This window comes from Paenibacillus sp. YSY-4.3, assembly GCF_054767475.1.
In genome coordinates this window covers 245730-268562 of sequence record NZ_BAABMC010000004.1, presented here as the reverse complement: position 1 = coordinate 268562, position 22833 = coordinate 245730, and the positions used below count along the sequence as shown (strand labels likewise).

General features: G+C 49.4%; 18 protein-coding genes. 6 read left to right on the top strand and 12 right to left on the bottom strand.

Annotation, left to right across the window (positions count from 1 at the left end):
- Nucleotides 1-82: 82 nt before the first annotated feature.
- Nucleotides 83-844, top strand: a complete 762-nt coding sequence (locus tag ACYUJT_RS15625) for an ABC transporter ATP-binding protein (RefSeq protein WP_460323810.1) — start codon at nucleotides 83-85, stop codon at nucleotides 842-844.
- On the top strand, nucleotides 834-2777 hold the full coding sequence (locus ACYUJT_RS15620) for an FtsX-like permease family protein (RefSeq protein ID WP_460323808.1): 1944 nt from the start codon (nucleotides 834-836) through the stop codon (nucleotides 2775-2777). The genes ACYUJT_RS15625 and ACYUJT_RS15620 overlap by 11 nt, the downstream gene beginning before the upstream one ends.
- A gap of 86 nt (nucleotides 2778-2863) precedes the next feature.
- Here ACYUJT_RS15620 and ACYUJT_RS15615 read toward each other — a convergent pair whose 3' ends face one another.
- The 4 genes from ACYUJT_RS15615 to ACYUJT_RS15600 all read right to left on the bottom strand — a co-directional run bounded on the left by ACYUJT_RS15615 (nucleotide 2864) and on the right by ACYUJT_RS15600 (nucleotide 7222).
- Nucleotides 2864-4558 (bottom strand): AAA family ATPase, encoded by a 1695-nt coding sequence (locus ACYUJT_RS15615; protein WP_460323806.1) that lies wholly within the window; start codon nucleotides 4556-4558, stop codon nucleotides 2864-2866.
- 23 nt (nucleotides 4559-4581) lie between these two features.
- Entirely contained in the window at nucleotides 4582-5499 is a 918-nt protein-coding gene (locus ACYUJT_RS15610) for a ComEA family DNA-binding protein (protein ID WP_460323804.1), read from the bottom strand.
- A gap of 207 nt (nucleotides 5500-5706) precedes the next feature.
- Nucleotides 5707-5847, bottom strand: a complete 141-nt coding sequence (locus tag ACYUJT_RS15605; RefSeq protein WP_460323802.1) for a hypothetical protein — start codon at nucleotides 5845-5847, stop codon at nucleotides 5707-5709.
- Nucleotides 5834-7222 (bottom strand): transcriptional regulator, encoded by a 1389-nt coding sequence (locus ACYUJT_RS15600; RefSeq protein ID WP_460323800.1) that lies wholly within the window; start codon nucleotides 7220-7222, stop codon nucleotides 5834-5836. Before ACYUJT_RS15600 ends, ACYUJT_RS15605 begins: the two co-directional genes overlap by 14 nt.
- Before the next feature lie 224 nt (nucleotides 7223-7446).
- Between ACYUJT_RS15600 and ACYUJT_RS15595 the strand changes: the two genes are divergently transcribed.
- Both ACYUJT_RS15595 and ACYUJT_RS15590 read left to right on the top strand, forming a co-directional pair.
- Entirely contained in the window at nucleotides 7447-7791 is a 345-nt protein-coding gene (locus ACYUJT_RS15595) for a helix-turn-helix domain-containing protein (protein ID WP_460323798.1), read from the top strand.
- Nucleotides 7792-7986: 195 nt separating this feature from the next.
- A complete protein-coding gene (locus tag ACYUJT_RS15590) occupies nucleotides 7987-8505 on the top strand; it encodes an Abi family protein (RefSeq protein WP_460323796.1) in 519 nt (172 codons plus the stop codon).
- A 15-nt stretch (nucleotides 8506-8520) separates the two neighbouring features.
- On the opposite strand, the gene ACYUJT_RS15585 is transcribed toward ACYUJT_RS15590, so the two are convergent.
- Nucleotides 8521-9099, bottom strand: coding sequence for an NAD(P)H-dependent oxidoreductase (locus tag ACYUJT_RS15585; protein ID WP_460323794.1), 579 nt, complete (start codon nucleotides 9097-9099; stop codon nucleotides 8521-8523).
- A 133-nt stretch (nucleotides 9100-9232) separates the two neighbouring features.
- Between ACYUJT_RS15585 and ACYUJT_RS15580 the strand changes: the two genes are divergently transcribed.
- Nucleotides 9233-9661 carry a MarR family winged helix-turn-helix transcriptional regulator gene (locus ACYUJT_RS15580; RefSeq protein ID WP_460323792.1) on the top strand — a complete coding sequence of 143 codons (429 nt, stop codon included), beginning with the start codon at nucleotides 9233-9235 and terminating at the stop codon, nucleotides 9659-9661.
- A 119-nt stretch (nucleotides 9662-9780) separates the two neighbouring features.
- On the opposite strand, the gene csaA is transcribed toward ACYUJT_RS15580, so the two are convergent.
- From csaA to ACYUJT_RS15550, 6 genes are all read right to left on the bottom strand, one after another.
- Nucleotides 9781-10110 carry a chaperone CsaA gene (csaA, locus tag ACYUJT_RS15575; RefSeq protein WP_460323790.1) on the bottom strand — a complete coding sequence of 110 codons (330 nt, stop codon included), beginning with the start codon at nucleotides 10108-10110 and terminating at the stop codon, nucleotides 9781-9783.
- 136 nt (nucleotides 10111-10246) lie between these two features.
- Nucleotides 10247-11014 carry a TerC family protein gene (locus ACYUJT_RS15570; protein WP_460323788.1) on the bottom strand — a complete coding sequence of 256 codons (768 nt, stop codon included), beginning with the start codon at nucleotides 11012-11014 and terminating at the stop codon, nucleotides 10247-10249.
- Nucleotides 11015-11369: 355 nt separating this feature from the next.
- Complete coding sequence (locus tag ACYUJT_RS15565) at nucleotides 11370-12431, bottom strand: LLM class flavin-dependent oxidoreductase (protein WP_460323786.1); 1062 nt, start codon at nucleotides 12429-12431, stop codon at nucleotides 11370-11372.
- 178 nt (nucleotides 12432-12609) lie between these two features.
- A complete protein-coding gene (locus ACYUJT_RS15560) occupies nucleotides 12610-13542 on the bottom strand; it encodes a pentapeptide repeat-containing protein (RefSeq protein WP_460323784.1) in 933 nt (310 codons plus the stop codon).
- A 119-nt stretch (nucleotides 13543-13661) separates the two neighbouring features.
- Complete coding sequence (locus ACYUJT_RS15555) at nucleotides 13662-15731, bottom strand: methyl-accepting chemotaxis protein (protein WP_460323782.1); 2070 nt, start codon at nucleotides 15729-15731, stop codon at nucleotides 13662-13664.
- 226 nt (nucleotides 15732-15957) lie between these two features.
- Nucleotides 15958-16296, bottom strand: coding sequence for a zinc ribbon domain-containing protein YjdM (locus tag ACYUJT_RS15550; protein WP_460323780.1), 339 nt, complete (start codon nucleotides 16294-16296; stop codon nucleotides 15958-15960).
- A 382-nt stretch (nucleotides 16297-16678) separates the two neighbouring features.
- Here ACYUJT_RS15550 and ACYUJT_RS15545 point away from each other — a divergent pair, with 382 nt between their 5' ends.
- Nucleotides 16679-20635, top strand: a complete 3957-nt coding sequence (locus tag ACYUJT_RS15545; RefSeq protein ID WP_460323778.1) for a glycosyl hydrolase family 18 protein — start codon at nucleotides 16679-16681, stop codon at nucleotides 20633-20635.
- Nucleotides 20636-20736: 101 nt separating this feature from the next.
- Here ACYUJT_RS15545 and ACYUJT_RS15540 read toward each other — a convergent pair whose 3' ends face one another.
- The gene (locus ACYUJT_RS15540) at nucleotides 20737-22647 is read right to left on the bottom strand and encodes a family 20 glycosylhydrolase (protein WP_460323776.1); all 1911 of its coding nucleotides are present in this window, start codon (nucleotides 22645-22647) and stop codon (nucleotides 20737-20739) included.
- Between the last annotated feature and the right edge of the window lie 186 nt (nucleotides 22648-22833).

The window sequence follows — 22833 nt, the reverse complement described above, 5'->3', positions numbered from 1 at the left end:
GTTCATTTGTTCGGCGAAACGAAGGAATGTGGCAGGCGCTCCCTTTTATAATAGAGCTACCGAATAATAGGAGTGTGGAGAAATGGCGATACTGGAAGCTACGAAAATCCATAAAAGCTACGGCAATAAATTCAATAAACAAGAAGTATTAAAAGGAATTGATCTGAGCATCGAACAGGGGGAATTCGTGAGCATCATGGGAGCGTCCGGCTCCGGGAAAACAACGCTGCTGAACGTCCTCTCTTCCATCGATCAGGTGAGTGGCGGCATCGTGCTCATCGAAGGCCAGGAAATGACGGGCATGAAGGAGAAGGAGCTGGCGGAATTCCGCAAGCGGCATTTGGGATTTATTTTTCAGGATTATAATTTATTGGACTCGCTCACGGTGAGGGAGAACATCCTGCTGCCGTTGTCGATTTCCAAAGTATCTAAGAAAGAAGCAGACCGGAAATTCCAAGCGGTCGCAACCGAGCTGGGCATTTATGAGCTGAAGGATAAATATCCGAACGAAATTTCCGGCGGGCAGAAGCAGCGAACCTCAGCCGCCCGGGCGTTCATTCACGAGCCGAGCATTATTTTTGCGGATGAGCCAACGGGGGCGCTGGATTCCAAGTCCGCTTCCGATTTGCTGAACAAGCTGAATGAGCTGAACGAGAAACGGCAAGCGACGATCGTCATGGTGACCCATGATCCGGTTGCTGCGAGCTACTGCAGCCGGGTGATTTTCATCAAGGACGGGCAGGTTTACACGCAGTTAAATAAAGGGGAAGAGACGAGGCAGACTTTCTTCAAAGACATCATGAAGACGCAAGGCTTGCTAGGAGGGGTACAGGTTGAGCATTAATTACATTATCCTCCGCAACCTTAGGAAGAACGCCAAAAACTACTACCTTTACGTCTTCGCCCTTATTTTCAGCGTTGCGCTCTATTTCGCTTTCGTCACGCTGCAGTACGACCCAGCCATGGACGAAATCAAAGGAAGCGTCAAGGGCAGTGCGGCGATAGGTGCCGGATCGGTTCTGCTAGTCGCCATCGTGTCGATATTTCTGCTATACGCCAACAATCTGTTCATCAAGCGGCGCAGCAAAGAGATCGGTCTGTTCCAACTGATCGGGCTAACCAAGAACCGGATCTTCCGCATCCTGACGGCGGAGAATTTTATTCTGTATTTCGGTTCGATGCTGGTCGGGATGTTCGTGGGGTTTTCTTTTTCCAAGCTGATTATCATGATTTTGTTTAAAATCACCGGCGTGGAGTCCGGGGCAGCGCTAAGATTCTCTATCCAGGCCTTCATCCAGACGATCATCGTATTCCTGGCCATTTATGTGCTCATCATGCTGATGAATTACGCGTTCATGAAGCGGCAAAGCATTCTGTCCCTCTTCCGCGTGATGTCATCGACTGAGGAGAAGGTAAAGAAGGTCTCGGTGTGGGAAATGATTCTCGGCATCTTCGGCTTAGCGTTGATCGCACTCGGTTATTACATTTCAACGAGGCTGTTCAGCGGAGACTTTGTTGAAATGAAGCAGCTGTTCCTGGCGATGATCGGCATCCTTGGCTCGGTCATTCTGGGTACGTACCTGTTCTATAAGGGATCAGTACGGTTCATCTTCTATCTGATTCGCAGGCAAAAAGGCGGATACCTGAACATCAACGAGGTTCTGTCGCTGTCATCGATCATGTTCCGCATGAAGTCCAACGCCCTGCTGCTGACCATTATTACGACGGTATCGGCGCTGGCTATCGGCCTATTGTCGCTCAGCTACATTGCCTACTACTCTGCCGAGCAGTCGGGGAAGAACGACGTGCCTAACGACTTCGCCTTTACGATTCAGGCAGACGCGAACAAGTTCGAAGCAGCTTTGACTTCTGGCGGCATTCCGTTCCAAGAGACGTTCATTGAAGTGCTCCGGGTCAAAGGGAACTTCGGTCAGGTTATGGAGAACCACTTTGAAGGTATCAAACCCGATGCCCAAAATATATTCGTCAGCGTTGTTAGTGATGCAGCGGTCGATCAGCTCGATCTGTCCGAAGGGGAGACGCTCTTGACGGGGTATAACGACTTAATGCAAAACTTCTTTGTCATTCAAGATAGCGGTGAAATCCAGCTGATGGGGCGGGAGAAGTCCATTCCGCTGCAAATCCAGGCTTTTGAACGCCAATATCCTGTCTCCTGGCATTACACCGGCGGTTTTCCGATCGCGGTAGTAGACCAATCCGTATTCGAGCGATTGAAGCAGGATGTAGACCCGGATATTCAAAGAGATTCCCCCGCGTATATCGGGATCGATATTGCCGATCCGGCCAAACTGAAAGAGGCGAACGCCGTCTTTGAAGAACTGGCGCTGGGCCAGTACCGCATAAATGATTCGCAAATGGCCGTTATACGCGATCAGCAGCAGACGATGGGACTGATTATGTTCGTGGTTGGCTTTCTGGGTCTCACCTTCCTGATGACCTCCGGCTGTATTCTGTACTTCAAGCAAATGGACGAAAGCGAGGAAGAGAAGCCGAACTACACGATATTAAGAAAGCTCGGCTTCACCCAGGGAGATTTGTTAAAAGGGATTCAAACCAAACAATTGTTCAACTTCGGCATTCCGCTCCTGGTGGGACTGCTGCACAGCTACTTCGCCGTTAAATCAGGCTGGTTCCTGTTCGGCACCGAGCTGTGGACACCGATGATTCTAGTCATGCTGCTGTATACGGTGCTTTACTCGATCTTCGCGATTCTATCGGTGCTGTATTACAAGCGCGTGATTCGGGAGTCCTTATAGGAGGGGACCCCATACCATGACCTGGCGGCATGTTAAAAGAACCGAGCAGATGTTATATCTGCTCGGTTTATTTGTATTGTGATCGCTTAAAAATCGATTGTTCTTCCTCCACGTTTAAAACGCACGTCGTCGTCCCCCTGATCTTGGCTGCCCGGAGCCGGATTGCCGCCGTCCAACATAGCGTCCTCCTTCACATAGTCCTCCAGGTCTTCCTTCGGCGTCGCGGTCACTGCACGCACATTGGCCCATTCACGGATCGCCCGGATTTGCTCGGCTTGGGTAATCGACAGCGGAACCGTGTTGACGATGGCCCGCTTGAAATCCTCCAATCGAATCGAACGATCCACCGCGTAAGCTTCGAACAAGGCATCAATGACCAGCTGCTCGATCTCCGCTCCGACGAAACCCTCGCATTTTTCGGCTAAGTCGTCCAGCACCTCATCCGTGAACTGGAATTCCCCAATGACTTCCGGGTGGGTCAAGCGTCTGCCCATATGAACCTTCAGAATTTCCTTCCGCTCCCGTTTGGTCGGCAGATCAACAAAGAAAATTTCATCAAAACGGCCTTTCCGCATGAGCTCCGGAGGTAACCCGGCAATATTATTAGCCGTCGCGACCACAAACACCTGGCTTGTCTTCTCCTGCATCCAGGTCAGGAACTGGGCAAATACACGGGCGGATGTACCGCCGTCACCGCCGCTGGAAGTCGCACTGAAGCCCTTCTCGATCTCGTCGATCCACAATATACAAGGCGAGATCGCTTCGGCGGTCTTGATCGCCTTACGCATGTTCTCTTCACTGCTGCCTACAAGGCCGCTGAAGATCTTCCCAATATCGAGCCGCAGCAGAGGCAGCTGCCACATGGAGCTAATGGACTTACTGATCAGGCTTTTTCCGCAGCCCGGAACGCCTGTGATCAGCACCCCTTTAGGGGAAGGCAGGCCATATTTGCTAGCTGACTCAAGCCAGGACTTATTCCGCTTCGTCAACCAACGCTTCAGGTTTTCTAAGCCGCCGACATCCTCCATTCTTAGTTCGCTGCGGATGAATTCCAGAATGCCCGTCTTCTTAATGATTTGCTCCTTCTCCTCAAGAATGACCTCGACATCCCGGATGTCCAGCTGGCCGTCTTCCACCATCGCGCGGGCAAACGCGTTCTCGGCCTCCGATAGCGTCAAGCCGAGCGCTGCTTTGGCGATACGCTCCCGCTCCTCGGCCGTAACTTCGATTTGAATACGCCCTCTATTTTCGTTAACGGCGATCATCTCATCCAGTACGGCTTTGATTTCGCTAAAGGACGGCAGTTCAAAGTCAACGATAGTGATATCCTTCTGCAGCTCCTCCGGCAGGACTAGAAACGGCGATGTAAAAATAACATTGATCGGGTTAGGGTTTTGCTTAATACGGATCAATATATCACGCAGCTTCCGAATCACTTGATAATCCGCTGCTCTCCCTTGACCTCCGAAATAAATATGGAAATCCTGCAGCACAACAATGCTGGGTCTATCGCATTTCTCAATGAACTCCAGCGCCTTCAAAGGCTGCTTGGTGTCATCGCGGGAATGGCCGTTCACATCCACGATGCCTGTCGTCATACGCCAAATCAGCACTTCCCTTGGGGTCTTGATCAGCGCAATATCTTGAGCAATGGAACGAATAACCGACATGATGCGGTCTTCCTCCCAGGTCTGAATATATAGGTAAGGGAACCTTGCCTTCAGCAGATTGGCCAGCAAAGTTCTGGTTTTCAATTGAGTTCCTGATACGGGTACAGTCATTGGCGTTCTGCCTCCAAATCATATTAATAATCGATGATCCTGCCCGACGTAGGTGAATTTATATGGTCATTGCCCTTTTGCGAGAAAAAAACAAGCGGCGCGATCCGGCCAAGGGTATACTCTTTCAGCTCCATGACATCCGAGAAGTGCTCAAAGGATTTGAATTCTCCCAGCTCCTCGCGCTTCATCATGACACGCTTGGCGAGGATTATTCCGATTCCCGGAAGCGAGGCAATTTGAGCTTCAGATGCCGTATTGATATCCATGATGTTACCCTCCAGCAGAGGCCTCTTCATCGGCGGCGGCATCGTGCCGGATGTCGGCGAAACGTGATCCATTGGCGTGAGCATGCCTCCCGGCGAAGGTGATCCATGGCCCGTCGGCGGGCGCATCCCGCCTAGCGGAGGCGGTACATTACCCTGCGGTGGGGGCATACCTCCAGATGGAGGCGGCACGTTACCCAGCGGAGGAGGCATGCTACCTGATGGAGGTGGCACGTTACCCAATGGAGGAGGCGTACCTCCCGGTACAGGCATATTGTAAGGCGGCGGCTGTACCATCCTTGGCGCTGGCGGCATATTATGCGGCAAAGGTCGGCCATAGGGTGGTGCAGCATTGAAATTGCTCTGCTGCTCCATCTCTTTACTTGCAGCAAGCTGAACCAAATAATCCTGGCGAATAGTGAAGGCATGGATAATAGATACGATCCACATCGTAAAAACAATGCTTGCCCCGACCCCCGAGCCGGACATAATAAACGCCCCTATAAGCAGCCCAAGATACATAAACCCGAAATTTCGCCAGACACGATTCTTCACTTTGATCCCGGCATATAGAAAGGCCACAAAACTAGTAAGCCCGAGGGGCACGAAAGTCGCCGCAATCCACCAGCTTGCCGCAATCCCCGAAGGCTGACTTTGGTTCGTATATTTCTGACTCACATCATTCCCCCCTTGCCGCTATTCTTCGACTATGTATGTAATCTATATCGAGTTACCCGTCTAATATGTATTTTTAATAGATATATACGAATCTCATCCAAAAAGGAAGCAAAAAACACCCTCTAGAATTTTATCGGATGAACCAAGGAGATTCTCCAATAAACATTCCAAGGGTGCGTGTCACGATTATTCAATTGTCCCTACAACCTATCCTCCCAGGCCATGAATCAGCGGTTTGATTCCGGATTCGAAATTCATGGCGCCAGCCAGACCTCCGACTCCTTCAGAAACAGCCAAAATCAATACAAGACTACATACAACCAGCAGTACGGATTTACCTTTTCTCATGGTTTCTTTGCACCTCGCTTATTAATTTGGCATACCTCATCTTCATTTCCGGCGTGGCCCAAGCCCGATACTTCTCAAATAACCCCACGCACCTAATGACGACCGATTCATTGTAAAAATCAGCGCAGCACTCCAAGCAGGCCAGAATATAATTCATGCCTGTCTCAGCACGTTCTGTAGATAAATAGTACGCGGCCAGCTCAGACAACAGACGCGCATGCTGGTCGGCTGCAATTTGCGCATGATAACTCCCGAAGGCATGCCCCCGTCCCTCGAATTTCAAATGCGGGCCGAAACGCTCCAGAATATCATCCACTCGAAAATGATGGCGGTTAGCCGCCTCCGTAATTTTCAACAGGGCCGACACACGCTCGCTATCGTGAGCAGCAGCGTATTTCACGTAATCCGGCAATACTTCCAGTTCCCCGGCCATCAATCGATATAGACAAGCATTGGCCCGGCCCCATTCCTTAAACTGCTCCATCATGATGCGCTCTGTCTCACTGCAGCTCTGCACCCAGCTCAGCTCCGTATATAGCGAAACGAACTCAAGAGCCTGCTCGTAATCTTCCCGCCCCTCGCATACGTTAGCCTGCAGCAAATAAGCATAGAGAACATAGAAAAGCAGTGGCCTTCGCATTCCTTGTTGAACGGATGTAGAAGGAAGCCCGCTTCGCGAATTCGCACCGGAACTCATTTCATACTGAATTCTCGCTTTACGCCCCAGTTCCTCCGCGAGCTCCTCAACCTTAGCCCAGCGCTGATTGGCAGCATAGATATCCGCCAAGCTCTTAAGGGCATCCAGTTGATCACGTTCCTCCAAGCGTTCCACGTAAGGCTCAAAAGAAGCCGCCAAATTCATATTGGCCTCCCGGTCATCGCTCAGATGAATCGTAAATAAACGGTACTGACAAAGGGCCAACCGTTCGGAATGCTGGTATTTCTCACTCTCGGCGACACATTGGTATAACAACGATGCCGCATCTTTCCTCCCTGCCTGATACCACTGCTCCGCCAGCTCAAACAAATACGGGGCGTATGCTAAATTATCCATGATCGCATGGATGATTCGCTGGATGCAGCCTAGCTTGTCCAACTCAGCACAGCGCCGGAGCAGCGCCCCCAGCCTGCGCCAATTGGGCGAGGACTGTACCAGGCACTCCTCAACATACAACTCGTATAAGCTGCCTTCCGCCAATCCCATGCCCGCACTAATCCGATCGACCTGAAGCATCGACATCGGCTTGCGGTGGTTAATCAGACTGCTAAGCGTCCCGGCATTAACACCTGAAAAATCCGCAAATTGATGAAGCGTTAGGCCTTTCCCTTGAATATAATTCTCCAAAAGCTGTCGGATCGTGGTGGCTGGTTGCATGGATAGAACCTCCTTTCGAGAAGATGGGAATTTAGTTATGATAAAAACTCAACGTAGAAAAACAGATAAGTAAAGATTGTGGGTATATGGAAAATTATACCTTAAAACTCAGGTAATTTCAATATTAATACGACTTTAAATTTACTTGACAGTCGCATTAATAGACTCCAACCCTCTCTTTCCTTCGTCTACACTTTTGATATAGAGAGGTTGTGGAAATTATTATGGAATTATCCGTATCTATTACACAGCGAATCGGTGCAAAACTCCGACTACATCGCATGGCAAAAAATTGGACACAAGAGGAATTAGCAGAAATGATTGGCTCTACAGCATCCTATATTGGTCAAATTGAGCGCGGCGAAAAAAACATACGCCTTGATACAGTTGAAAAAATAATTACTGCTTTAGATTTATCTATCGAGCAGTTATTTGATAATGAACATGAAGCCTTTCTGCAATCTAAGAAGTGGGTTTGGGATAGTATTAATCTGATGCTTCAGCAGGATGAACGGACTCAACGTAAAGTTTATCGGGTGATTCGGGAGATGTTGTCGGAAGAGGATTGAGTGATTAAATGGCGGAATAATTTGTTTAAATTTGAGAAAAGGACAAACTTGAGCTTAACAAGTTTGTCCTTTCTTATTAGCATCTGAACTTTCCTCCTCCAACTGTTGCAATTTTTATGAGTAACGATAAACTATGATTTTATATAAGGTAATCCCCCTAATATATGGTATAATTTTCATTTAGGAGGGGATTTTATGTCTAACATTAAGAGCATAGATTCTCTTATGAAATATCTTAGGGATCAACATAATATTTCCATATCAGGGAGTTATCAAAAAAGAAAGCTCCGTAATATTGGCTATTATCATGGATATAAAGGTTATCATTTTATAAATACCCCTGCAAATAAAATTGCATACACGGATTTTAATCAAGTACTAGCTATCAATTCTTTTGACCTAGAGTTAAAATCAATTTTTTATCCTCATATTATGTTCATTGAAACAGCCCTCAAAAATTACGTGCTTGAAGTAACTTTAAAGCACTCGAACACCGGAAACTTCAATGAGATTTACGATTCCTTACTAACATATTATAAAACCTTCTCTACAGGATCAGATGATTATAAAAAGGCATTAAGAAGAAGGCTCAGTTTGAGAGAAAAATTTTATAATACTTTGACACGGGACTACAATAACAACAAGCAAGTGGTTCAACATTTTTACCATAGAGACGAACCAGTACCAATTTACGCGTCCAATTCCCTTTTTTAATTGTTATTGAAGAAATTACCCCCTAAAATACCGATACACCCTCTCCAGCTTCTCCTTTTGCTTACCCCGGGAGCTCTCCATATTGCCGAACTCAAAAAACTTCACCCTCTTGATGCCGACATAGTTAAACAGCGCTTTGCGCATCAGTGTCTTATGGGCGTTGTTCAGCCAGAACAGCGGATAATGGGTCGGTCCCATCATCGTCGAAATGCAAACGACGGATTTTCCTTTCAGCAATCCCTCTGGAAAGATTCCGCCTTTATCTCTGTAGGCAAACCCCGAAGCAAACATCTGGTCAATGTATCCGAGCAGCATGGCTGGAGGCCGTCCCCACCATATCGGATAAATAAACACGATCTTGTCCGCCCACGTAAGTTGATCTCTGTATGGGGCTAAATCGGGATCGGTATGCATATCCCTTCTACGCTTATGTTCATTGAACATCAAGACCGGATTGAAGCCTTCTTCGTATAAATCGAGTACTCTGACCTCTTCAATCGCCGCATTCTCCTGGCTGCCCCGGATGACCTCCTGCAAAAACGCATAGTTCAAGCTTTGATGATTCGGATGCGTGTATATTATTAATAATTTCATCGCTAAGCCCCCTTACTTATCAATTGATAAGCAAAGGGTAGCACAAACTACATTTTATTGTCAAATGATAATTATTATATGATAATTGTTTTATGATAATCACTTTGCTATCGTGTATCGTAGAGGTGATCTTGTGGACAAGACAGCATTGTTCCAAAAATTTGTGGCCTTTACAGCAGCCATGCATGAAATAACGAGTAATATGACAAGAGATGTCAGATCCGAAGACATAACGCCCCTTCAATATAAAATGCTCGAATACATTGCGATCACCCAGCCGGTAACGCTGAGCGAAATCAGTGAGTGCATGCATATTTCTATGCCAAATACGAGCCGGGAGCTCCGAAAACTAAGTGAGAAGCAGCTATGCGATAAGGTGACGGATGAAGAGGATCGGCGAAAGCAATATATTCGACTGTCCCCGCAAGGGGAGAAGATGATGACTGAGGCCTTCGGTCGCGTGGAGTCTCGTTTTGCAGAGCGAATCGCTCATATCTCCGAGGAGGAGCTGCAAGAAATCGAGCGGGCGCTGGATATACTGCATAGCAAAGTTTTTTACTGAGGACAAAATAACAATGGAGCCCAGCGGCAATACCGCTAGGCTCTTCTAAATTCAGGCCATATTAAGGCCTTGTTGCGGAGCTATCCATATCTTGAATGGAACCCCCTGACCAAACGCTCTTATGCAATGGGTGTACCATTTTTAACAGGCTGATCCGGCATTAATAACACAACGTCACCTTCCTCGGGAACGCCCCCAATGACCAGCACTTCCGATTCAAAACCGGCAATCCGCCTTACTGGAAAATTGACTACGGCGGCCACTTGCCGGCCTATAAGCTGCTCTGGTTCATATCTTTTCGTGATTTGAGCTGAAGAACGCTTGATGCCGATCTCACCGAAATCAATCTCTAGTTTTATCGCAGGTTTTCGCGCTTCCGGGAATGGCTCTGCTTTAATCACGGTACCTATGCGAATATCCAACTTCAAAAAATCCTCTATCGTTGCCACTTCTAGTACTCACTCCAATTTCTAAAGATGGGATACACTACTGCCTTGTAGTTCCCCTACTTCGACACCGCGTTCCCATAATCCTTGCCGATCTGTCACATTCTAATCCCTGGCAGACCGGTATTTACCTTATGTGTTATGACCCAGCCACGGACGGCTTCTTCTCTTTGGAGAGGAACCAGCCCGACGCGCCGATGACGATAAGAACAAAATAAAAGATCAACTTCCAGAGCGTGGAATGCGCAAACTCATGCGAAATGATGCCTACATCCTCATGTCCCAGCGTTAAAACGGCGAGTTTAACGCCAACCCAGCCGACGATGGCGAAGGCGGCAATTTCCAAGCCCGGTCTAGATTGCAGCAATTTCACGAACAGGTTGGCCGCAAACCGCATAATGACCAACCCGATCAGCCCCCCTGCGAACACAACGATAAATTTGCCCCCATCCATGCCGCCAATCGCCGGAAGCGGCGTATCCGGAAGCGTCATCGCCATCGCAACTGCTGCCAAAATCGAATCTACCGCAAACGCAATATCCGCTAATTCGACTTTGATGACCGTCGTCCAGAAACCGGATTGCTTCTTCTCTTTTTCCACCTTGGCCGCTTGCTTCTTGATGAATACCTTTCTGACAATGTGGTTGATCGCGATAAATAACAGATACAATGCGCCGATCGCTTGAATCTGCCATACATCGACCAGATAAGAAATGATAAACAACGAAGCGAGCCGGAAAATGAAAGCGCCCGCGAGCCCGTAGAACAAAGCTCTTTTTCTATCCGCTTCAGGCAGATGCTTTACCATAATTGCCAGCACCAGCGCATTATCCGCGGCTAGAAGGCCCTCCAGAGCGACCAATAATATTAAAACCCAGCCATATTCCAACAACATTGAAAAATCCATTCTCCATCTCCTCTCCTGAACCGCTTTTTACTTTTACTATTGTTGGCCTTTTGCCTTATAAACCATCCATGCAGATATAATCGAACAGCCTGATCCCCCCTTACGAGCCTATAAAACAACTAAAACCTTTGCCAGACCGGCAAAGGTTTCCATCAAAAAAGACCCTTGCCGAAAAAACATTGGCAAAGGTCTTGCTAACAACAATTCTGCTGCCAACAAAGCCGGAAGACACAGTCTTCGAAATGACGACTTTGCTGTATTAGCTACTCCCCTTTTGGAAGAATATTAATTTGTTTAAATATAACGGCTTCACTAGGGTTTTGTCAATGGACATGTTCGTGTCCAAGCTTATTATTTAAACGTTCCCCTCATTCTCCGCTTCCCAGCGGGCCACTTCCTCGCGCACGCGCGGAGCAACCTCGGTACCCAACAGCTCAATAGCCCGCATAACATCCTCATGCGGCATCGTACCGAGCGGGACGTGCAGGAAGAAGCGGGTGATCCCGACATGCTTGCGCAAGTTGATGATCTTCTGGGCCACTGTCTCCGGGTCGCCGACGTACAGCGCTCCATCCGCACTCCGCGCGGCGTCGAAGCTCGAGCGGTCGTAATGGCCCCATCCCCGCTCGCGGCCGATCACGTTCATGACTGCCTGGGTGGAAGGGAAGAATTTGTCCGCCGCTGCATCTGTATCCTCACCGACGAAGCCGTGCGAGTGCGACGCGATCGGCAGCTTGGATACATCATGCCCGGCCTTAGCTGCTGCCCGCTTATACAGCTGCACGAGCGGTGCGAACTGGATCGGGCGCCCGCCGATAATTGCCAGCACGAGCGGCAATCCAAGCAGCCCGGCGCGGATGACCGATTCCTGGTTCCCCCCACTGCCGATCCATACCGGCAGCGGATTCTGGACCGGACGCGGATAAACGCCCAGATTATGAATCGCCGGACGATGCTTGCCGCTCCACGTCACTTTCTCGGACTCGCATATTTTGAGCAGCAGTTCCAGCTTCTCGTCAAACAGCTCGTCATAGTCCTGCAGATTATAACCGAACAGCGGAAAGGACTCGATGAAAGACCCCCGGCCCGCCATAATCTCCGCGCGCCCGTTCGAAATCCCGTCAAGCGTAGCGAAGTCCTGGAATACCCGCACGGGATCATCCGAGGACAGCACCGTAACCGCGCTCGTCAGCCGAATCCGCTTCGTCTGAGCTGCTGCTGCAGCCAGTACGACAGCCGGTGAAGATGCGGCATAATCCTTGCGGTGATGCTCGCCAACGCCATATACGTCAAGGCCTACCTTATCGGCCAATACGATTTCCTCAACCACCTCGCGGAGCCGCTGAGCATGGCTCATCACCTCACCCGTATGCACGTCCGGCGATGTCTCTACAAAAGTGCTTATGCCTATTTCCATGGTTAATCCCTCCGGATTCATCTATTTCGCTTCATTTTAGCTTTCTAATTAACTTTCGAAATGTAAGATTCATTCGAACGGTAAGTTATCATTGCCCTCATTGTATCCCATTTCTAACGGGATGGCTATCCCTGAACAAAGCGGACTATAGATAGACTTCAGACAGGATTATTCTTTGCTAGGCAGGCGACAACCAGTGCGCCGGGCAGTCTAGAGCCGTCGGCAGCTTGGTGTGGGTGTCTCCCTTCGCAGAGTTGATTTGGGCCTGGGTGAGAAAAATACTATCCGTAAGATCAGCCCCACGAAGATCTGCATCCCGCAAATCCGCGCCGATGAGATCCGCTCCTCTCAAATCTGCGCCCCGAAGGTCGGCGGCAATCAGGTACGCCCCTCTTAAATTGGCAGCTCGAAGGTCCGCACCTTTAAGCTTAGCCCCGATCAGATCCGCGCCCCGGTTAAAGGCTTTGGGACGAGCAGCCGAACCCTTCAGGGATTGCAATACTGCCGATCTTACAAGTTCGCTAGCTCGGAGGAGCAGCTTATTCACTTCAGCCCGGTGTGCAGCTACGTCCAGTTTCAAGAGAGTGTCAGCGTCAAGATATGTCAGTTGTTCCGTCTCTTCTAACGCTATCCGAACGTCCTCATGAATAGAGCGTGCAGATGGGATGGTCAGCACCTCGGCCAAATACCATAAAAGCTCATGAAGCTGCCACATCACCGGAAACACTTCGAACATCGTCTGAGCCGCAGCCGGATGCTGCCGCCAATCCTGCCCCCCGAAAGTCCCTTGCGAGACCTGTTGGCCCGCACCGAAGCAGTCATATACTGTACAACCCCGAAAGCCCTGCTGTCTGAGATTCTGGTGAATGCCGCAGCGGAAATCAGTCTGTAGATTCGGGCAGGGCTGCCCAGCATTCTTATGGATCGCAAAGTCAACCGAAGCCGCATAAGGAAGCGCGACACAGCACAGTCCGAAGCAATTTTCGCAGTCGGCCCGCAGAATCGATTCCCGCCCAAAGCCGATGGGTGATGAAGCTAATGTATTTTTATTTTTATGATGCCCATAAGTTGTTAAATTCCTTTGCCGACGATCGCTATCGCTATCAGACATGCTTATTCTCCTTCCTAGAAACGTTATTATTCTATTACAATCGAGGGGTTCATGCATCAAAAAAAACAAGATCCCTCCAGATGAAGGAGGTCTCTTGTTCTCTCAAATATCTTCGTATATCAAGCTTTCAACTTAAATTTGCTTAAGTCCTCTTGAAGCTGCTGCGACATGTCGCGCAGCTCCTCCGATGAAGCTTGAATTTCTTCCATAGAGGCCAACTGCTGCTGAGCGGCGGCGGCCATGGTTTCCGCTTCGCCGGATGTTTTCTCCGAAATGAGGGCCACTTCGGCAATGGATGCCGTCACCTCTTCCATTTCAGCAGACAGCTCTTCGGAGGAGGCGGACACCTCCTGAATTTGCTCGCTCACGATCTGAATATTCTCCAGAATGTGGTCGATCATCAGCTTGGATTTATCGATCGTATCCATGCCTTGATCCGTCTCCTGCTGCATCTTCAGCATAGCTGCAACCGCCTGTTCCACCAAGCCTTGGATATCATTCAACAAACCCGAAATAACCTGGCCGGATTGCGCTGTTTCTTCCGCCAGCTTGCCGATCTCCTTCGCGACGACACCAAAGCCCCTTCCAGCCTCTCCCGCCCGGGAAGCCTCGATATTCGCGTTCAAGGATAGCAGCTTGGTCTGCTGGGCGATATCCAATACCGCTTGAATGATTTTGCCGATTTCCGCCGAATGATCATCCAGCTTCGCAATGACCTGAGCAGATTGCTCCTGGGTCTGCTTGATGCTCTTCATTTGCTGAACCGTCTCAGCAAGCTGCTCATCGCCTTGTGCGGCGCTTTCGCTAGCCTTGATGGCAACATCCGACACCTCAGAGGCCGCCTCGGCTATGCGGGAAACCCCAAGCGACATCTCGTTCATCGCCGTAGAAACCTCACCGATCGTCCTCCGCTGCAAATCCGTACCCTCGGATACATCCTGCACCGATGCCGCAATTTGCTGCATGGCCTGGGTGGACTCCTGGGAAATCGCCATCAATTCCTCCGAAGAAGCGGCCGTCCGATCCGAAATCTGCTGATTCTGTCCAAAGATTCGGTTCATATCCTGCTGCATCCAAATCATTGCCTTGCTCACATCACTCAGTTCATCCTTCGTATTCACCTGAATATCCTTGGAGAAATCGCCGGAGGCCATTTCTTCCGCTCTTATTTTTAACGTTCTTACCGTATCAATTACATTGGTATAAAATGCGATATAAAACAAAATCACTACGATCAGGACAGCAATCGTCATGATCATCATATAGGACATGTAAGTTTGGAGCATGCTTCTCTGATGATCCAACAGGCGGTTCAGCTCATTGTGCGATAAACCGTATAACTCATTGGCCACCTCTATTGTTGCACTGCCGAAATCAAAAAACTCCTCCGGCTTTACCGTAAAAGATTCCGCACCCAAAATTTCAAGATCAAAAATGCTGAGGTAGCTTTTTGTGGACTTTACAGCCAGCTCCGCCTTAAGAGCCAACTCCTCGTCTAGAGAATCCGTCTCACGGATGATGTTGGCTAATGACTTCTCCAAGCCTTCCAGCGCCGAATACGTCTGGGCCTCGGCCAGCAACAGCTCAATTTTTGTATCATCGGCTAGTTGACCCGAGGCGAGTATACCGTTCCCCAAACCGCGGATGACCGCCGAATTTTCCATCAGCTGGGGAAGCTCTTCGACCAGCATATTCATCAAATAATAAATGCTAATATCGTTGGATAAAGACAGCCCGGTCTCATCGGATATACTGATCATCAGCTGTCTGATATTCTCTATAAGCTGGCTATGCTGCCGGAAGTTCTCATCGGGCTTCATGGCCTCGCCGGACGTTCGCAGCGCTTCCCACTCTTCCTGGACTTCCTCCCATTTTTCCACGCTATCCGGAGTCTTTGATGCCTCCAGTTGCTGGTTCAACCGCGATATGATATCCGCAATTTCAGCTTGGCGCGCCTCGATGGTTGATTTGGCAGATTCATTTCCATTGAGATAACCGTTCATTAACCCTCGATGCTGCTGCACCTGCAACATCAGCGGCATGACCTCGGTAACCCGTTCAATGCCGTAATGATCGTCCGCGTTCTCCCTTAATTCGGCCATATTCGCTGTAATAAACGTATATAGCAAAATGGCTATGGGAATCAGGAACAACACACTAACTACGGTGAATTTCATACTGTACTTCATTCTTGAGACAAGGGTTACAAATGGCTTTAACAATTTCTTCACTGGGAGTGCCCCCTCTTAAGTTACTTTCTATGCTGCTACCTTCTTTATCGGCAGTTTATTTGCTGTAAATTAAAATTTAAGGGAGTGTTCACCCAATCGCCTTGTTTGCATGATTGGCCTGATTCCTTTCAACAAAAAAGGCAGCCCCTCACACGATAAACGTGCAGGAACTGCCTTTTAGCAACTATATCTTCTTCACAAACTCCGACTTCAGCTTCATCGCTCCGAAACCGTCAATCTTGCAATCGATATCGTGATCCCCTTCAATGAGACGGATGTTCTTCACCTTCGTACCGATTTTGATGACCGAGGAGCTTCCTTTCACCTTCAAATCTTTAATGACGGTAATAGAATCGCCATCGTTTAGAATATTGCCATTGGCATCCTTGACGACTCTCCCCCCTTCACCCTCCGCGCTTTCGCCATTTGCCGGCCACTCATGGCCGCACTCCGGGCATACCAGCTGGTCTCTATCTTCATATGTATATTCAGAATTACATTTCGGGCAATTTGGCAGTGGCATAACTTCCATGTCCTCCATTCATTATGTTAAGTATTTGCGCGCCCACATGACAAACACACAGGAGCACCCATATGCTCTATATAGTGTCATACCCTGCCCATATTGGCAAACATCGCTGTAATTATAAGATTTTATCCCTTTTTTGTGAATATTTCCCCCTTCCCAATTTACTGGGTAGATTCCATGATTAAAGTGTTAACATTTTATGAACATCCATGAGAATTCAAAAGGGACTCCATCCAAATTGGCAACCTGAAGGGAGGCTGATGCGAAACACTGCAGCAACTATGGTAAACGCTTTCAAGGAAGTCGATAACCTAATAGGGGTGAAAATGTGAATTCAATGGTACCCAGGAAACACTTAAATTGGATGGTATGGTTTTTGATTTTTGCAATAGCTTTTACACCGCTGCTTAGTTCAATGACTGCCCATGCTGCAGATGGCTCAACTCCTCAGTCTACAGGCTCGTCCGCAAATGCCCCTGCGACAGTAACCAGCTCCACTTACGCACCTCAAGATCCGCTAGCACCGCAAAATTTAATCGTTATTCCAACCTCGATTACTTCCACCGAAGCTACCATAGAATGGGATTATGATCCCAATGATCCGAATCACAACGCAGATATCGATGTATGGCACGCCGATACCGACGAGTATTTCACCTGGGGGAACGGCGGCAGCCGAACGCTTGACAACTTAAAGCCAAATACAACATACAGACTATATGTAACCTGGTATGAAAGACCAGACCCCGGCGCAGCATTGCGGCACAAAAGCAATGTCGTGGAGTTTACAACTCTCGACGGCCCTGGAAAGCCCGTGAAGACAGCTGGACCTGCGAATCTTCGGTTGGTTGAAGCAACCCATAACCAGGCAACCTTCGAATGGGATTATCTCCCGAATGATCCGAATGATATCGACGTCTGGAGTGCAGATACAGATAGGTATATCACTTGGGGAAATCTGACTACGCATGCGGTCACAGGGCTAGAGCCGGAAACGACCTATCGAATCTACATTACCTGGTATGACCACAGGCCTTCTAAAGATTTCAAGAGTAATATTCTCGAATTCACGACTACGCCTGATAACACCGTGTACGAGGAAGCACCTTTAGCGCCGCCAAGCTATTTAAAAGTCACCGATGTCTCCGCAGATACGGTAACCCTAAAATGGGGTTCGAGTCCACGAGCGGCTGGCTACAATGTCTATGTAAACGACATTTTGGAAGATACAACCTCAGGCCATAACAACACTACCATAACCTACAGCCCGCTTATACCCGGTGAAACCTATACTTTCGCAGTAACAGCGATAAATGATAACGAGCCTCCTTCAGAGTATAGCAACCTGGTTTCCATCGAATGGGGCGAGCTTGCGCAGCCAAGAGGCTTGCAAATCGTAACGGCAACAAGATCTTCGGCAGCCTTAGGCTGGGCGCCTGTACCTGGAGCTACAAGCTATGACATCTATCAAAATGGAATCAAGACCGGCTCCAGCAGCGAGAACCGTTACTTAGCCGAGGGGCTTAAGGAAGGCAATGCCTATCATTATACGATCATTGCCTCCAACCGCTTATGGTCCTCTCCTAAGAGTGAGGAGATCAAGGTAGTACCGGGCAGCAATTATAACAATACTACTTATTACTCCTCCTGGTCTGCTAGTCCGACAGGACGTAATTTCCACCCAAAAGATATTGATGTATCGCAAATCACGCATATTAACTATGCCTTTGCCGATCTTTGCTGGAAGAAATTCGGCAGCGCTGTAAGAGCTTGTGAAGACCCTGCTATTCCCGCACAAAATCGCTACGTCTATAATGGCGAAATGATCATTGGAGATCCGGAATTCGATTTCGTGAATTTCAAATCCTTGGCGGAGATCAGAGACCAGAACCCTCATTTGAAGCTGATGATTTCCGTAGGTGGCTGGTCCTGGTCCAACCATTTCTCCAATATGGCAAGTACAGAGGAAACCCGTCGCTCCTTTGCGGACTCTGTGGTTAATTTCCTCCGTGAATACAAGCTGGATGGATTAGACGTGGACTGGGAATATCCTGTCGAAGGCGGTGAAGAGGACAACTCCAAAAGCCCAGAGGATCCGATAAACTTCACGTTGTTGATGAAGACCGTCCGGGAGGCGCTGGATGCAGCCGGCTCTGAGGACAACAAATACTATTTACTGACGATCGCCTCCGGTCAGGGCGACAATTTCGTTAGAAACGCCGACCTCGCCAACTCCGTTAAGTATCTCGATACCATCAACATTATGAGTTACGATTACAGCGGAAGCTGGGAGACGCTTGCGCACCACAATTCGCCGCTGTTCTATGACAAGGAACATCCGCTGGCATCGAGTACAGCCCCGAGAAATCATGTGCTTGGCGGCCTGCTCGGCCATTTGAACGGCGGGGTGCCTAAGCATAAATTAGCTGTGGGTGTACCTTATTACGGCAAAGCATGGGCGGATTGCCCTGCGAACGGCCAATATCAGACCTGCGACAGTATTCTGCCGGGAACATGGGAAGCAGGCATACTGGATTTTACAGATGTTGAAGAGAACTTCTTGAACAAAAACGGCTATGTCCGTTATTGGAACGAAGCTGCCAAGGTACCTTACCTTTACAGCGAGGACACCAAAGGCTTCGTAACCTATAACGACACAGCAACCATGATGTATACCGCTTCAATCGTCAAATCTCTGGATATCGCAGGCGTAATGAGCTGGGATGTCAGCGGCGATCGCAACCGGACACTGACTACACAGTTAGTACATGACCTGCCGATTGACGGCAGCGTAAATTCTTCCGCCTTAGCAGCCCCTGGCCAGCTTGCATTGGCTTTCAAATCGGCAAATTCACTTCAAGTCCAATGGGAATCGGTTACAGGAGCGACCGAGTACGAGGTCTATGTGAATAACGCGATGGTCGGGACTACAACAGCCAACCAATACGCCATCAATTCCCTTAATCCAAATACCACTTACCAAATCCATGTGCTGGCGATTGCAAAGTCGGATGAGCAGATCGAGAAGGTGTCAGCAGCTTCTAACGTGCTGAGTGCGCAGACTTCAGCCGGTGCTGGGTCAGGTGGCTCAGGAGGATCGGGTGGCTCTGGTGGAAGCGGCGGTTCGGGTTCGACTGCACCAGCCCCGCAAAAGCCTAAGCCAGAAGGCCAGCTCGACGTCAAAGTCGTTCTTGATGGAGATAAGGCCGTGGTGACCGTACCAGCCGGTACAGCAGTTGAAGCCATTAATAATTCGAACTCTTTGAACTTCCAAATCTCTGCTGGAGATCAGGCGAAGCAAGTAGAGCTCGAAATCCCAGCAGAAGTAATTGCTGCACTTGCCGCAAAAGGCTCGCAGAGCAGCCTATCACTGCTTATGGACGGAAGGGAGCACCGAATTCCTGCAGCTCTGATCTCCGGAGAAGGAAGCGCGAGCATTTCCATCGTAGCTCCGTCCCAAGCTGAAACTGCTGCCATAAAGGAACTGCTGCAGGGTAAGAAATTGCTGACAGAGCCTACTGTGCTCAGAATCGAAAAGCGGAGCGCGGATAACACGGCAAATGAGCTCAAGCATTACGGCAAATCCATGGTAAGCGAATTTATTACACTGGATGCAGGCGGCATCGACGTCAAAAGTCTCGTTGGTATCGTCTATATTCCAGGCACCCATGAAATTCGTTCCGTGCCTACCGTCGCTAAAGTAAATTCCGATGGTACAATCACTGTGGAAATCAAGAAAACGGGCAATGGCATTTATGCACTGGCCCAATCCAGCCTCCCTAACCTTCTCGATGTCTCGCCATGGGCCAAAAAGGATGTGGCTGAGGCTATAGCCAAGTTGATCGCGGCAAGCGAGAATGCCCAACATTTTGGAGGCAAGCAAGAAACGACCCGTGCCGAAATCATATCGATGATTATAAGAGGCCTGGGGATTATTCCCGAAACGAGCGAATCGGTATTTACCGATGTAGACCCGCAATCGAAGTACGCGAACGATATTGCCGCTGCTTATGCTGCAGGGCTGATCAAGGGCAGAACCGGCACGACCTTCGATCCAAACGGCCTGGTTACCCGTCAGGAGCTGGCGGTGATGCTCGCCAATGCGATGAGCTATGCAGGCAAGGAGAATGCTGCTGGGGGGGCTGCACTAGACAGATTTAAGGATCGGCAGGCCATTTCTTCCTTTGCCCGAGAGGCTATGTCGTCCATGGTGGAGCACAACATTATTCATGGCATGTCGGCTGACGAACTGGCTCCTGGGGCGCATGTAACCCGCGAACAGAACATAGCTACCGTCATGAGAATGCTGCGCGCACTGCAATTATCTAATTAACTGCTCTACGCAATCATCTGTACAACCCAAAAAGCAGCAAGTCCTCTAAGGCTTGCTGCTTTACTTATTACGGTATGACAGACGACCGTTGGCCTATAGTTTTAAAATGGATTGATGACATGGAAAAAGACGTTTGGCGAAGCCATGCGGTAATAATAACTGCACCAGCCCGCTCCCTTCTGATTGAAGCGGTTGACCGAGCTGTACACCAGCCGTTCTTGCTCCAGCTCTTCAATGGCCGGAATCCGGCCGTCTACGTAGTCAAGCAGCCTTAACGCGGCCGTATCCAACCGATTCAAGACTCCGCCATAGCGGATATCGATAACCTCCCAGCCGAACGGCTTGAACATTCGCAGCCATTGAGAGCGATGTGCGGCTCTCAGCTCCTTGACCGCCGCCGCGATGGACGGCAGCACCGTCTCCGCCAAGCGCCGCAGCTCGGCTTGATCGCCTAAGTCATAGGCCCGCTTCAGCTCAAGGCCAATCTCGCTTTTCTGCTTCAGCACCGCGCACAGCTTCTCCGGTACGTCGAATACATAATCCAGTTCGGCATCCTTTACGCGCACCCGGCGAATTTCCTGCTCCAGCTGCGCATAATGATCCGCCATGGCCAGCCCCTCGATCTGCTTATCAAACAGCCCCAGCAGCACATCCTGATACAGCAGGAACTTAGACGGATTGCTCTGTTTGCTATTATTGGGCTCCGAACCGGGCGTCTCATCCAGATCCTTGAACTTCAGGAACGCCTCGGCCTCGATACCCGTACAGAACTTCACCCGTTCCGCCACCTGGCTCCAGGCCAGCTCTCCTTCCGTGTAGGCATGCTCCGCGTAAAATTGCAAACCGAGCAGCGCCGCAACCGGATTCCCCTCCATGCCGTCATCGCCCCACATCGTGGCGTAGACCTCGCGAATGCCCTCTTGCTTACACACCTGGAGCGCCGAATCCGTAGCGTTCAGGGATAGCCCATAGTTCACGCCAAAAGTGTTGAACACCCATATTCCCCCGGCAAACGCCAATTTGCTGCCAAGCGGCCGATGCTTCGCAATCAGCTTCTCATAATCCTCTTTGTCGATATGCGCGTAGTCCCAATACACCATATCCACGTCCTTTGGAATTCTACGCGCCATTTCCTCAGGAATCTGCGTCTCGGTGTCATAATGCTCTGCCCCGTCCCTCGAGGCAAATTTAAGGAACATGTCGCTCCACATCATCGGCTTCAGCCCCCGGCGGCGCACCATCTCGAGCACCTTCTCCAAATGGCCGGTCATGATCTCGAACCGATCCACATACCCGTTTCGATCCAGATAGTTGCCTCGCCCAAGCTCCTCCGCTTCATCCATGCCAATATGGATCTTCCGGCTGCGGAACGGGGCGCTGGCCGCTTCGATCATGCGGTCGACCAGTCCCTCGGTCTTCTCGTCCCCGACCAAGAGCGCTCCCTTCGTGTCTTTATAGAAGGATACCGGCTCCCATTTTAGAAACTCCTCCAGATGCGCAAGGGTCTGGATGCTTGGGAATGCCTCAATTCCGAATTGATCCGCATAATCATCGATTTCCCGGAGCTCATCCTGCGTATAACGTCCCCGCATATAACCGAAGTAAGGCTCGCCGCTAATTTCATATGTATCCTCGAGATATAACATCACGGTGTTAAGACCCATCAAAGCCATTTTGCGCAGCAAAAATTTGAAGCTGTCCAGCGTCAAGACACCATTGCGGGACAAGTCGAACATCGGACCGATCGTGTCAAACTGCTGGGCTTCCCGAATCGCAAAAGGCCTGCCGCTTCGGCCATACTGCACAAGCAGCCCCAAGCCCCGAAAGAATTGGTGTTTCTTGCCGAAGCGGATGTATGCCCCTCCTTCATTCAATCCGACTTCAAGATCACCGGCAGAGGATTCTACCTGAACGGGAAGCCCGGCCTCATCTTCCGTAAAGGCAATTTCCTTCGACAAGGCCTGAATTCCAGACCGCAGAGACGTCAATTCTCCTTCAAAGCGCAGCTTCATTTTTTCCCCTCCTAGATATATAGGCTTTTCCACGCTATCCAGAATATAAAGCGCTTTACTACCTACTATACTAGAAAAAATATAGCCAAAAGGGGGAAATTCCTCTGATCATTTTCATTTTTGCTGCTAGAATAAATAAGATATACGTAGTAGGACATTGGCATTATATTGACATTATTCCACATA

Bases quoted from the DNA above. Each gene is read 5' to 3' on its own strand.
- ACYUJT_RS15625 (WP_460323810.1), top strand. From the start codon at position 83: ATGGCGATACTGGAAGCTACGAAAATCCATAAAAGCTACGGCAATAAA.
- ACYUJT_RS15615 (WP_460323806.1), bottom strand. From the start codon at position 4,558: ATGACTGTACCCGTATCAGGAACTCAATTGAAAACCAGAACTTTGCTG.
- ACYUJT_RS15605 (WP_460323802.1), bottom strand. From the start codon at position 5,847: ATGAGAAAAGGTAAATCCGTACTGCTGGTTGTATGTAGTCTTGTATTG.
- ACYUJT_RS15600 (WP_460323800.1), bottom strand. From the start codon at position 7,222: ATGCAACCAGCCACCACGATCCGACAGCTTTTGGAGAATTATATTCAA.
- ACYUJT_RS15595 (WP_460323798.1), top strand. From the start codon at position 7,447: ATGGAATTATCCGTATCTATTACACAGCGAATCGGTGCAAAACTCCGA.
- ACYUJT_RS15590 (WP_460323796.1), top strand. From the start codon at position 7,987: ATGTCTAACATTAAGAGCATAGATTCTCTTATGAAATATCTTAGGGAT.
- ACYUJT_RS15585 (WP_460323794.1), bottom strand. From the start codon at position 9,099: ATGAAATTATTAATAATATACACGCATCCGAATCATCAAAGCTTGAAC.
- ACYUJT_RS15570 (WP_460323788.1), bottom strand. From the start codon at position 11,014: ATGGATTTTTCAATGTTGTTGGAATATGGCTGGGTTTTAATATTATTG.
- ACYUJT_RS15565 (WP_460323786.1), bottom strand. From the start codon at position 12,431: ATGGAAATAGGCATAAGCACTTTTGTAGAGACATCGCCGGACGTGCAT.
- ACYUJT_RS15560 (WP_460323784.1), bottom strand. From the start codon at position 13,542: ATGTCTGATAGCGATAGCGATCGTCGGCAAAGGAATTTAACAACTTAT.
- ACYUJT_RS15555 (WP_460323782.1), bottom strand. From the start codon at position 15,731: ATGAAGTACAGTATGAAATTCACCGTAGTTAGTGTGTTGTTCCTGATT.
- ACYUJT_RS15550 (WP_460323780.1), bottom strand. From the start codon at position 16,296: ATGCCACTGCCAAATTGCCCGAAATGTAATTCTGAATATACATATGAA.
- ACYUJT_RS15540 (WP_460323776.1), bottom strand. From the start codon at position 22,647: ATGAAGCTGCGCTTTGAAGGAGAATTGACGTCTCTGCGGTCTGGAATT.